Genomic DNA, 12041 nt, shown 5'->3' with positions numbered 1-12041 from the left:
CCCCGATACGTCTCTCAACGTTACCGTCTGGATACTCCAATCGGTCGTGGTGGCGCTGGTGTCGTCTGGCGCGGCGAGGACGAACTTCTCCAGCGCCCAGTAGCGATCAAGGAGATCCTCGTTCCACTTGCCGGAACCCAGGTCGAGCGCGACGCGATCCGAACGCGGGTGCTGCGCGAAGCCCGCGCGCTGGCCCGCCTGCACAGCCCGGCGATTGTCGCCGTCTACGACGTGGCTGAGGAAGCCGAACGCCACTGGATCGTCATGGAGCTGGTCAACGCGGACAGCCTGGGAGAGGTCATCCGCGCGAACGGCCCACTCCCACCAGCGCGGGTCGCGGCAATTGGCCTCACTCTCGTTGACGCGCTCGCCGCCGCGCACTCCGCGGGTGTGCTGCACCGCGACATCAAGCCCGGCAACGTACTGCTGGGCCGGGACGGCCATGTCCGGCTTACCGACTTCGGAATTGCGGCCACTGATGGCGACTCTACGCTCACGGGAACAGGCGCGCTCGTCGGCTCGCCCGCCTACATCGCCCCCGAGCGGGTCCGCGGCTCCTCCGGTACTCCCTCGAGCGACCTGTGGGGGCTCGGCGCCACGCTGTACGCGGCGGTGGAGGGGCAGCCTCCGTTCGAAGGACCGGAAACGTACGCGGTTCTCACCGCCGTGGTGGAGGGACGCAGGCGTCCGTTCCGGCTCGCCGGCCCACTGCGTGGCCTGCTCACCGATCTGCTCGACCGGCCCGCGCCGGAGCGTCCAGAGGCGGCCGAGATACGCCAGCGGCTGGCGCCGATCGCCCAGGGCACCGCGGCGGTACCCGCCTCCGTCATCAGCGGTCGGCCGAAACCAGACGTCAACAGGCCGGACGAAGGTGACGCGGCGCCGGTCGAGTCCAGTTCGGCCGGTCTCGAGGATGTCGGCGGCGATCTGCTGCCCATCGGGGATGCGGATGCCGACGCCGTCGCCCTGAGCCCGACCACAGCCAGCGGGACCACAGCCAGCGGGACCACAGCCAGCGGGACCACAGCCAGCGGCGCGACGACGGCGAGCGGGAACACCGCCAGCGCGCCCGCTGCCGCCAGCGAGGGCGATGAGCTGACAGCCGTCGGCTCCATGGCCGACAAAATCGAGATCGCCGAGGTTTCGATCGGCTCCGCGCTGTATGAGAAGCCCATGACCGCGCTTGCGGTGGGGCTGCGCAAGGACCCCGCGGCGGCCGGGGCATCGGGGGTCACGGGCACCACCGCGCTGACGGCTCATCGGGGTGGCTCTCGCTCGCCCGGCTCCGCCGGATACAGCACCGGCAGACATTCTGATCAAGACGACGGTCTGCTACCAGTCTCCGGCGACATCGCGATCGGCCCAGCCCGCACACCCTTCAGCTTTGATCATCACGGTGATGGGCCGGCGTCAGCCACCGGCCGAGACGGTGAGCCGCCGCTCCGGCGGGCTGTGATCATCGCGGTGGCCGCCGCGTCGGTGGCGACTGGGGCGGCAATAGCGCTCAGCGGGATCCTCACCCCCGGGTCCGACACCACCCAGCCGCAGAACCCCGGCGGGAACGGTATCCCCGCGGCGACCAGCACGGCGGACGAGCAGAACAACCTCAATCCTCGGGTGCTCCCGACCGGCCTCGCCCCCTCGTTCAGGCTTCCGGCCAGCCGCAGGGCATCACCGAGCGCGTCAACCACCCCACCCGCGGCGACGCCCATCGAGACCGACCCGGCGGCCCACAGCCCGACGCCGACCAGCGTCGCCGCGAGCCCCACGGCGCCGGCCATCTCGCCCACCTCGACGCTGCCCGCGTCGTCCCCGCCCAGCACATCGACACCGACAGCGACAGCGCAGCCGGCTTCGTGACGCCTCAAAGCCCACGGGACCGCCGGGGATCTCTCTGATCAACAACGGATGGCCGCCAGCCTCGAAACATAATGAAAGCGATCACTTTCTGTGACATACTTCACCTAAGTGTCACCGAAGCTGGCATGCCCCTCCATGGGCTCAGCACTAACATCGGGTCCACACAAACCATCGTCCGCATGATGTCTCAAGGTGCTTAGTGCCCCCCGAACCCGCCACTCGGCTTCGCTCCAGCTGCCGGCGCGGGCCCTTCGGGCCAGCTAGGTTACCAAGAGTCATCGGACGGGACCATCAGGACCAGCCTGTCGGCAGGCAGGTCCGGAGGAGCTTTCAGTGCCGAAGGCACCAGCGGGAACGCTCTACCGCGGCCGTGAAGGGATGTGGTCCTGGGTTGCGCACAGGATCACCGGCGTACTGATCTTTTTCTTTCTGTTCGCCCACGTCCTGGACACCGCGCTCGTGCGGGTGTCACCGTCGTCCTATGACAGTGTGATCGCGACCTACAAGAACCCGATCGTGAACCTGATGGAGGTAGGGCTTGTAGCCGCGGTCGTCTTCCATGCACTCAACGGGATCCGGATCACGTTGATCGACTTCTGGAAATCCGGTCCCCGTTTCCAGCGCCAGATGCTCTACACCGAGATCGTGGTGTGGCTGGTCCTCGTCGTCCCCGGTGCTTTCTTCATGCTCAAGCACATGTTCGAGACCCTGTTCGGGAGCGCGTCCTGATGGCGACGACAATCAACGGCGCTGCCGCCCCGGCCATCGAGACACCGCGCAGCCCGCGGCGGCGGCCGGGCGGCCCGAAGGCGCGAACGAACTTCGAGCTGTACGCGTGGCTGTTCATGCGAATCTCCGGGGTCCTGCTGCTCTTTCTCGTGCTCGGTCACCTGTTCATCATGAACATCCTTGATGGCGGGGTGCAACGGATCGGCTTCGGTTTCGTCGCGGGCCGTTGGGCCTCGCCGTTCTGGCGGACCTGGGATCTGCTCATGCTCGTACTCGCCGAACTGCACGGAACCAATGGCCTACGGACAGTGATCAACGACTACGCCGAGCGAGCACAGACCCGGTTCTGGCTGAAGATGCTGCTGTATGTGTCGGCAGGCCTGGTCATCACGCTGGGATCGCTGGTCATCTTCACGTTCGACCCGAACATCTCCTGATGGCGCCTGGGAAGGCGGAGGTCCAAGCGGTGCAGGTTCACAAGTACGACACGGTCATCGTGGGTGCCGGCGGCGCGGGGATGCGCGCGGCACTCGAAGCCGGCAAGCGTTGTCGCACCGCCGTGCTGACCAAGCTGTATCCCACCCGCTCCCACACCGGCGCGGCTCAGGGCGGCATGTGCGCGGCCCTGGCCAACGTCGAGGAGGACAACTGGGAGTGGCACACCTTCGACACGATCAAGGGCGGCGACTACCTGGTCGACCAGGACGCGGCCGAGATCATGTGCAAGGAGGCCATCGACGCGGTCCTCGACCTGGAGAAAATGGGCCTGCCGTTCAACCGCACGCCGGAAGGCCGGATCGACCAACGGCGCTTCGGTGGCCACACGCGTGACCACGGCAAGGCGCCTGTCCGGCGGTCGTGCTATGCGGCCGACCGCACCGGCCATATGATTTTGCAAACGCTTTACCAGCAGTGCGTCAAGCACAAGATCGAATTCTTTAATGAATTCTACGTGCTGGACCTGCTGCTCACCGAAGGCGTCACGGCCGGGGTCGTCGCCTATGAGCTGGCCACCGGTGAGGTGCATGTCTTCCAGGCGAAGTCGGTGGTGTTCGCCAGCGGCGGGTTCGGCAAGGTTTTCAAGGTCACCTCGAACGCGCACACGTTGACAGGCGACGGGATGGGCATCATCTTCCGGCGCGGGCTGCCGCTGGAGGACATGGAGTTCTACCAGTTCCACCCGACTGGCATCTGGAAGATGGGCATCCTCCTCACGGAGGGTGCCCGTGGCGAGGGCGGTATCCTCCGCAACAAGGACGGCGAACGCTTCATGGAGCGTTACGCGCCGACCATCAAGGACCTCGCCCCCCGGGACATGGTGGCCAGGGCCATCTACACCGAGATCCGCGCTGGCCGTGGCTGTGGCGCGAATGGTGATCATGTCTATCTCGACCTGACCCACCTGCCGCCCGAGCAGCTCGACGCCAAGCTCCCTGACATCACCGAGTTTGCCCGCACCTACCTGGGCATCGAGCCTTACACCGACCCGATCCCGATCCAGCCGACCGCCCACTACGCCATGGGCGGCGTCCCGACGAACATCGACGCCGAGGTTCTGCGGAACAACACCGACATCGTCAAGGGCTTGTATGCGGCCGGGGAGGTCGCATGCGTGTCCGTGCACGGCGCGAACCGGCTCGGAACGAACTCGCTGCTGGATATCAATGTCTTCGGCCGCCGAGCGGGCATTGCCGCCGCCGAACACGCGATCGCGACGCATCGTCACACCGAGTTGCCCGAGAACCCGGCAGCCTTTGTCGAAGGGCTCCTGACCAGGCTCCGCGACGGCGCGGGCACCCAGAACCCGGCGGCCATCCGTCGCGAGCTGCAGGAGACCATGGACGTCAACGCGTCGGTGTACCGCACCGAGACGACGCTCAAGCAGGCGATCACCGACATTGCCGGGTTGAAAACCCGCTACCAGCAGGTCGGTGTCACCGACCGGGGCCGGCGCTACAACACCGAACTGTTGGAAGCGGTTGAGCTGGGCTTCCTGCTCGACCTTGCCGAGTGCCTGGTGGTGAGCGCGCTCGCCCGCAACGAATCCCGCGGCGGGCACTCGCGGGAGGACCATCCGAACCGGGACGACGTCAACTTCCTGCGCCACACGATGGCCTACCGCTCCGGGCCGCTCGTCGCCGGCTCGCCCGAAGCGGAGATCCGGCTGGATTACAAACCCGTCGCCATGACCCGCTACGAGCCGATGGAACGCAAGTACTGACGGAACCCAATCCGGTTTCACTCGAGGCTGCGGACCACGCCGGGCGTTCTCAGATTGGTCCGGGGCCAGGTTTCGATGTTCGGGTCACCCAGAGCGCGGCCTATGATGTGCTGGCCCGCGCTGTGGGTCTGATGTGAGAAAGGTCCGGCGTGACTGTCACCGACGATCTATCAACCACCGCACCGGCCGCTTCGGGTCCGACCGCAACGGCCGGACGGACCGTCACGCTGAAAATCCGGCGCTTCGACCCGGAGGTGAGCGCCAAGCCGCTGTGGAAGAGCTACACCGTCCCCTTCGATCCCAGTGACCGGCTGCTGGACGCCCTGCACTACGTCAAGTGGAATCTCGACGGGTCGCTGTCCTTCCGGCGCTCCTGTGCCCACGGTGTGTGCGGCTCGGACGCCATGCGGATCAACGGCTCGAACCGGCTTGCCTGCAAGGTGCTGGTCAAGGACCTCGGTCCGGAGATCTCGATCGAACCCATCAAGGGCCTTCCGGTCGAGAAGGACCTCATCGTCGACATGGAACCGTTCTTCGACGCGTTCCGTGCGGTCAAGCCGTACCTTATCGCCGAGGGCCATGAGCCGACCCGTGAGCGGTTGCAGTCCGCGGCGGACCGGGAGCGCTTCGACGACACCACGAAGTGCATCATGTGCGCGGCCTGCACGACCTCGTGCCCAGTGTTCTGGAATGACGGGGAGTACTTCGGCCCGGCCGCGATGGTGGCCGCGCACCGCTTCATCTTCGACAGCCGGGACGCGGGCGCCGACGAACGTCTGGAGATCCTCAACGAGCGGGAAGGGGTGTGGCGCTGCCGCACGACCTTCAACTGTTCGAACGCCTGCCCCCGTGGTATTCAGGTGACCAAGGCAATTCAGGAGGTCAAGCGCGCACTCATCTTCCGGCGCTTCTAATGACTGGTGACTAGTGATCGAAAAGCGCGCGATCGTAATTTTTCCGCGCGCTCGGCGGCCCGGGGATCTCCACAACGGCGGCCAGCGCTCACGATCGGGGAGACCGCGAATGGCTCGGATCGCTGTGCGCGATGTTCAGCTGGCTGCCGGCAGCATCTTCCTGCTGGCGGCCAGCCTGTTGCTGAGCGCGGCGGCCTGTTCCAGCGACCCCGCCAAACCCCCCTCACCAGTCGTGATCGGTCCGACCCAGGCAGCGAGCCCGACACGGACCAGTGGCGTACCAGCTCCGCTGGAGTCCTCCTACGACACGACGATCGCGCGGAAGACAGCAAGAATTCGCTTCACCTATGCGGCGGCCCTCGTTTCCGTCTCCGGCCGCAAACAAACGATCTCCACAACAGGGACCGGCACGGTTGACTTCGTCCACAGCACGAGCGAGAGCGTGCGCAACGTCGACGGCGGCGGTCGCAGCGAGGTACGGATCGTCGGTCCCGACTTCTACCAACGCGGCATCACGGCTGGCGGCGCGCCAGGCTCGCCGCGCTGGACCCGTGTCGTCCCAGGTGGCGGTGCTACCGCTTCCTCCAGCACCGCATCGGCAAGCACCGTACAGCCCGGGGTCGGCGACGACGCGGCGCTGCGGCTCGGCTTCCTGAGCGGTGCGTCGGCCCCGGTGACCACCGTGGGCGAGGAAGCCATCGACGGTATCCAGACGACCCATTACAAGCTGTCCGTGAACCTGGAAACAGCATCCCAACGAGGGAACATCAGCACGGCCACCGTCGAGTACTACAAGAGCATCCTCGGAAGCGCCATCCAGCCGACCGAGGCCTGGATCGACGCGGACGGACTCATCCGCCAGCTCCGCATTACCGTCACCAGCGCCGAGTCCGACAGCCCAGCCCCGCACACAGAGATCACCCGGACAGTCACCTACTCGGACTTCGGGATACCTCTGAACGTAACGGCACCGCCGCCCAACGAGATCGCGCCAGGATGAGCTGAGCTCGCCGGCGACAGAACCGGACGCCGCGAGCCGGAATGACGATCTCAAACGCGCTCTAAAGATAAAGAGCACCCGGCACAGGGGCGCTCTTATTGATCCTGTCCACGGCGGAATAGGTGGCGGTTCTCGGCAAAGGCGGTCAGCGCCTCACCGGACAGGCGCTGCGTGGTCCACTCGTCCAGGCCCACCGCGCCGATTGCGCGATAAAAGCCAATCGCCGGATTATTCCAGTCCAGCACCGCCCACTCGAACCGGCCGTAGCCGCGCGCCACGCACTGCCTGGCCAGCGTGCTCATCAGCGCGCGCCCGTAGCCTCGACCGCGGTGCTCCGGGAGAACATAAAGATCTTCCAAATAAATACCGTGACGACCGGTCCAGGTCGAGAAGTTCAGGAACCACAGGGCGAAGCCGACCACTGTCTCAGCCCGTTCGACCAGGTGGCAGAACACCGCTGGCCGCGGGCCGAACAGCGCTGTCCGCAGGTCCGTCTCGGTCGCGACGACCGCTTCGGGCTCCCGCTCGTACTCAGCCAGCCCACGGACAAGGCTTAAGATCACGGAAACGTCATTCTCCGTGGCCTGGCGCACCACGGCGTCATCCGCGTCCGGTGACATACCCGGTGATGCTATCGCGATGCTCGCCAGCGGGATCGCTGGCCCGCCATCGCCACCTTGCCGGAGCCAGGCCCGGCGGAGCAAAGCGACGATCATCCCTCGTGGCGTTTACGCACCGTGTCGCCAATGACTGACGATACGATCCGCAGCGTGGCATGTCGTCCCTGTTGCGTCGAGTAGCTCCTACCCGAAGCTATCGTCGACCCGTGGTCAGCCAAGATCTCTTCGACGAGCTCAGCTCTCCGTCCCGGACCGAATCGCCACAGCCAGCGATCGATCATGGAGAGGTGTTCACCCGACGTTGGATCGTCGAACTGATCCTGGACTGGGTTGGCTACACGCCCGACAAGGATCTGACCAGCGCCGTGATCGTGGAGCCCGCGTGCGGCGCGGGGGCTTTTATCGGGCCGATAGTTGAACGTCTGATCACCTCATGCCAGCTCCACGACCGCTCGCCACTCGACGCCGCCGACGCTGTGTACTCCTTCGATCTCCTCGACCGCAACGTGCGATCGAGCCGGGATCTCGCCATCCGGCTCATGACCGAAAACGGCTGGGACATGCCAGGCGCCGGGAAACTCGCCGGAAAGTGGATCCGGCAGGGGGATTTTCTTCTCCAGCGTGAGTACGGAGGCGCCGACTTCGTGGTGGGAAACCCGCCGTACATCCGCCTTGAAGACGTCCCCGAAGCTCGGATGAAAGCCTACCGGTCGTCGTGCCCCACCATGGGTGGGCGGGCGGATGTCTACGTCGGTTTCTACGAAGTCGGCCTGAGGATTCTGCGGCCCGGCGGGAGGCTCGGTTTCATCTGCGCGGACCGCTGGATGCGCAACCAGTACGGCAGCCGGCTGCGCGAGCTGGTGAGCCGTTCCTGCAACGTTGAAGTCGTCCTCACCGTGCACAATGTGGACGCGTTCGTTGAGCAGGTCTCCGCCTATCCCGCCATCACGATCATCCAAAGTGCGCAGCAGGGAACATCTGTTGTTGCCGACACGACGTCGTCTTTCGGCGCCGACGAGGCCGCGTTGCTACGGAACTGGGCAGGGAGCGAGGGAACCTCGATCCGCGCGCCGACGTTTCATGCCGCGCGTCTTCCGCGCTGGTTCGCCGGGACGGATTCCTGGCCGGCTGCCTCACCCGCGCGGCTTGCGATACTGGAGGACCTCGGCGATCGGTTTCCCTGCCTTGAGGACGGCTCGACCGGGACCCGGGTAGGTATCGGGGTCGCCACGGGTGCGGACAGTGTGTTCATCACAGCCGAGCCAGAACGTGTGGACGTCGAGGACGACCGTCTCCTTCCGCTGGCGATGGTCCGTGACACCGCCGGTGGCTCGTTCTCGTGGACGGGAACGCATCTCATCAACCCCTGGGGCTCCGACGGCCAGCTTGTTGATCTTGCCTGCTATCCTCGCCTCGGCCGGTATTTTCGCCGGCACAGCGGCCAGCTGCGTGCGCGTCATATCGCCAGGAAACAGCCGGCCCGCTGGTACAAGACGATCGACAAGGTCGACCACCGGCTTATCAAAAGACCGAAACTCCTCTTCCCGGACATGAAAGCCAACATGCACCCGGTTCTCGATCCCGGCGGATGCTACCCACACCACAACCTCTACTACATAGTCTCGGACACCTGGGATCTGCAAGTCCTCGGCGGGCTCCTGCTCTCGCGGGTGGCCGAAGCGTTCATCGTGGCGTACGCGGTCAAGATGCGTGGCGGAACCCTGCGGTTCCAGGCCCAGTACCTACGTCGGATCCGAGTACCTCATCCTGACACGATCAGCGAAACGGACACCGTGGCATTGCGTGACGCTTTCAAGCGTCGCGACGTGGACGCCGCGACAGACGCCGCCTTGCGCGTCTTCGACCTGGCCAACCTGCCAGGCTGAGAGAGTGAAGTCCTGACCGTGCCCGCGAGGACTTCGAAGAAGCACTCGCCGCCCGCTGGGGCGTTCAAAGAGACCCAGAACTTCCGCCGGTCGGAAGAAAGCTGGCGCAGGGACCGCCGGATCCGTGCGCGGCGGCAAACATTTCGATGCCATCGCTGGCCTGCGCGCACGGGCCGAGCCGGCTCGTCTCGCCACGCCCCCATGGTACCTTGGAGGAAAATCTTGCCTCCAAGGTGGAAGTGGTTGCGGTGGCGCTGAACATCAAAAACGACGAGGCACAGCGGCTTGGCCGTGAGCTGTCTGACCTGACCGGAGAGAGCATCACGACGGCGGTGACCACGGCGATTCGCGAACGTCTCGACCGTATGCGGGCCGACCGAGAAGCGGGCGAGCAGCGAGTTGAGCGAATCGTCGCTCTTGGCCGCCAGATAGCGGATGCGGTCGTTGGGAGCGGGTTCGGCATCGACGACCTCTACGATGATCGCGGACTACCGGCATGATCGTGGACTCGTCCGCCCTCGTGGCTATCATCCGAGCCGAGCCTGACGCGGCTGCTTACGCGGCGGCTCTTGTCTCGGCGGACACCGCCATGTCCGCCGTGAACTACGTGGAGGCGGCGGTCGTCGTCGACTCGGCTCGTGACCCTGTCGCGAGCCGCCGGTTCGACGAACTGGTAAGAGTGGCGGACATCGAGGTGGTGGCGGTGACGGCCGAGCACGCGACGCTCGCCCGGCAGGCCTACCGAGACTTCGGCAGGGGGAGCGGGAGTCCCGCCCGATTGAACTTCGGTGACTGTTTCGCCTATGCGCTTGCGGCTGAACGACGGAAACCGCTGTTGTTCAAGGGCGACGACTTCATCCATACGGATCTGGTCGCCGCTGGCCTTCCCGACCAGCACGGACCGGGCTGAATGCCGAATTCGGCTCCGTGGCGCCCACCGGTGTCGGTGCCACGCGGCGACTCAGCCCAGATCAGCGGTGGAAGACCGTTCGCTGGACCGCCCAGCGCAACGCCCATCGTTGCCAGCACCAGGGCCGGCTTGGAGGCGCGCCCTGGCCACGGCCCGGCCGACCTCGCGCCGCAGGCGCCGTACCGGTTTCCGGAGTCGATGGCGGAGCGGGTGCAGGCACTGTGCCGAATCATCATCGACACCTACGACGGCGACACCGGCCAGCTGTGGACAACCGCCGCGGACCGTCGGGAACTGCTCAGGCGGGCGTCCACATTGCCTGGCTTTGGCACCCAGAAGGCCAAGATCTTCGTGGTGCCGCTGGGCAAGCAGCTCGGTGTCAAGGCCCCGGGCTGACGGGAGGCGACAGCTCCCTTCGATGGGGCCGAAAGTTACCTGCCGGTGGCCGATATCGTCGACCAGCAGAGTCGGGACAAGGTCCGCATGAAGGCAGTAGCCAGGTCTGGATAGGCGGGCGCGAAGTTTTGTTAGTCCCGTTCGTCTCCGCGCGCTTCCTGTCCGAGAGCGTTGAGCAACGCAAACATCGTGGATGACGGATTATCATGTGGGGTGCGCTTATTGTTCTTCTCGTGCATTGTGGCGAGCGCGGCGGTGCGACGCGCGGCGGCAGCCCTCTTCGGCAGGTAGCCGCTGGCGTCGATCCGCTTGCCCGTGCGGCCGTCGTGCTTCTTGCTTTCAGATTCCGCTGTAGCCGTATCAGTCCACCTGGTGTGGTCCTTGAAATGAAGCAGCAGCCAGATCTCAAAACATGGGTTCGAGATCGCCAGTTTGATATCATTTTGGCGTGCAAGTCTTACAGCCTGGTCGAGGTCCGGATGGTTCCTCGGCCACTCGACATCGAAGACACACCAGTATTCGTCCACGGCGCCCGACCCAACTTGATCGTTTCGCTTCTTGCGCTCGGCCGCTAATTTGACAAGTGTCAGCGGGACCCCGTGATCGGTGTCGATCTCGATTTTGACGGCCGCATTGCGCCTGACTTCGGGAAGTCTTCTCAAGCCGTTCAGATAGTCCGGCTCGGTCTTGTCCCCCTCGCAGAAGACCAGCAAGGTGCGAAGCTCCGGCCGTGTCCCGGCTCGCCGCCTGAGTGGCTTCTGTTGACCCCTCCTGATCGCCATTGATCGTTAGCCGATCAGGCCGAGACTACGGAGAAGCTCGGTGCGGTCCGTGTCAGGCAGCGCACCGAAGCGGCCTTGCAGGTAACCGTCTTCGATGTTATGTGATTTCCGCACGCGCTCTCCCGCGAACTCTGCCAGTGCGCCGAGCCTTGTCGCACCGCTCGCGGATTTCTCGGTGAACCAGACCTCATCCCGATTGAGATGGTTAAGTAGGGTTGTGTCATGCGATGTGAAGACGAGCTGAGCTCCGCGCGGGTTCGTTGCCGGATCGTGAAAAAGTCTGATCAGCTCGGCGGTCAGCGTCGGATGCAGGCTGGAGTCGAGTTCGTCGAACAGCAGGAGGGAGCCACTTCGCAACGTTTGAAGGACAGGACCGACAAGCCGGTACCATACCCGGGTGCCTTCCGACTCAGCGGTGAAATCCAGCGGGTGACTGCGGCCGGCAGCCGGTGCATGAGACGGACCCGAGGACGCGAGCGCCGGGGCTCTGTATCCGGTCCGAAGCTGGGCTGGTTGCCGAATCTATTGCTGGTAGGGCGGTATTGAACTTCCTCCTCGTCGACCGCAACCATCGACAGCTCGGCGGGTTCCACGATCGAACGGAAGTTCGCTGCCTCGAACCGAATCAGCATCGCCTGCCCCACTTCGTTGCCAGATGTGGACAGAGCTCAATTTTTGCACGATCTTGACGAAAATCACACTGTAACTGTGGCCTGATGCCAT

13 protein-coding genes are annotated in these 12041 nt (G+C 65.1%); 10 read left to right on the top strand and 3 right to left on the bottom strand.

The genetic code is table 11. From position 1 onward, the window contains the following. The 6 genes from MJ777_RS20035 to MJ777_RS20010 all read left to right on the top strand — a co-directional run. Positions 1-1860, top strand: a 1860-nt coding sequence (locus MJ777_RS20035; RefSeq protein ID WP_239377436.1) for a serine/threonine-protein kinase, incomplete at its 5' end; no start/stop codon positions are given. Positions 1861-2238: 378 nt separating this feature from the next. Continuing rightward, entirely contained in the window at positions 2239-2589 is a 351-nt protein-coding gene (sdhC, locus tag MJ777_RS20030; protein ID WP_370651610.1) for a succinate dehydrogenase, cytochrome b556 subunit, read from the top strand. Continuing rightward, complete coding sequence (locus tag MJ777_RS20025) at positions 2589-3026, top strand: succinate dehydrogenase hydrophobic membrane anchor subunit (RefSeq protein WP_239336415.1); 438 nt, start codon at positions 2589-2591, stop codon at positions 3024-3026. Before sdhC ends, MJ777_RS20025 begins: the two co-directional genes overlap by 1 nt. A 29-nt stretch (positions 3027-3055) precedes the next feature. Then, entirely contained in the window at positions 3056-4810 is a 1755-nt protein-coding gene (gene sdhA, locus MJ777_RS20020; protein WP_255724405.1) for a succinate dehydrogenase flavoprotein subunit, read from the top strand. 149 nt (positions 4811-4959) lie between these two features. Further along, a complete protein-coding gene (locus MJ777_RS20015; RefSeq protein WP_239310507.1) occupies positions 4960-5724 on the top strand; it encodes a succinate dehydrogenase iron-sulfur subunit in 765 nt (254 codons plus the stop codon). A gap of 109 nt (positions 5725-5833) precedes the next feature. Further along, positions 5834-6724 carry an LppX_LprAFG lipoprotein gene (locus MJ777_RS20010; RefSeq protein ID WP_239377435.1) on the top strand — a complete coding sequence of 297 codons (891 nt, stop codon included), beginning with the start codon at positions 5834-5836 and terminating at the stop codon, positions 6722-6724. Positions 6725-6819: 95 nt separating this feature from the next. Here the strand turns inward: MJ777_RS20010 and MJ777_RS20005 are convergent, their stop codons facing one another. After that, positions 6820-7320, bottom strand: coding sequence for a GNAT family N-acetyltransferase (locus MJ777_RS20005; protein ID WP_305039913.1), 501 nt, complete (start codon positions 7318-7320; stop codon positions 6820-6822). Between the two features lie 230 nt (positions 7321-7550). On the opposite strand from MJ777_RS20005, the gene MJ777_RS20000 reads away from it, so the two are divergent. The 4 genes from MJ777_RS20000 (at position 7551) to MJ777_RS19985 (ending at position 10536) form a co-directional block, all read left to right on the top strand. Further along, the gene (locus tag MJ777_RS20000; protein ID WP_239377434.1) at positions 7551-9230 is read left to right on the top strand and encodes an Eco57I restriction-modification methylase domain-containing protein; all 1680 of its coding nucleotides are present in this window, start codon (positions 7551-7553) and stop codon (positions 9228-9230) included. A gap of 146 nt (positions 9231-9376) precedes the next feature. Further along, positions 9377-9730, top strand: a complete 354-nt coding sequence (locus MJ777_RS19995; protein ID WP_305039302.1) for a type II toxin-antitoxin system VapB family antitoxin — start codon at positions 9377-9379, stop codon at positions 9728-9730. After that, positions 9727-10140, top strand: a complete 414-nt coding sequence (locus tag MJ777_RS19990; protein WP_239377433.1) for a type II toxin-antitoxin system VapC family toxin — start codon at positions 9727-9729, stop codon at positions 10138-10140. The genes MJ777_RS19995 and MJ777_RS19990 overlap by 4 nt, the downstream gene beginning before the upstream one ends. A 30-nt stretch (positions 10141-10170) precedes the next feature. Next, positions 10171-10536 carry a hypothetical protein gene (locus MJ777_RS19985; protein ID WP_239377432.1) on the top strand — a complete coding sequence of 122 codons (366 nt, stop codon included), beginning with the start codon at positions 10171-10173 and terminating at the stop codon, positions 10534-10536. Positions 10537-10667: 131 nt separating this feature from the next. Here the strand turns inward: MJ777_RS19985 and MJ777_RS19980 are convergent, their stop codons facing one another. Together MJ777_RS19980 and MJ777_RS19975 are read right to left on the bottom strand one after the other, a co-directional pair. Then, entirely contained in the window at positions 10668-11249 is a 582-nt protein-coding gene (locus MJ777_RS19980; protein WP_239310513.1) for an RloB family protein, read from the bottom strand. A 75-nt stretch (positions 11250-11324) separates the two neighbouring features. Further along, positions 11325-11744, bottom strand: coding sequence for an ATP/GTP-binding protein (locus tag MJ777_RS19975; RefSeq protein ID WP_239310518.1), 420 nt, complete (start codon positions 11742-11744; stop codon positions 11325-11327). Positions 11745-12041 lie beyond the last annotated feature (297 nt).

It is taken from the genome of Protofrankia sp. Cj5 (assembly GCF_917627405.1).
Classification (GTDB): domain Bacteria; phylum Actinomycetota; class Actinomycetes; order Frankiales; family Frankiaceae; genus Protofrankia.
The sequence above is the reverse complement of the archived record's forward strand: the minus strand, read 5'-3'. Positions and strand labels throughout refer to the sequence as shown.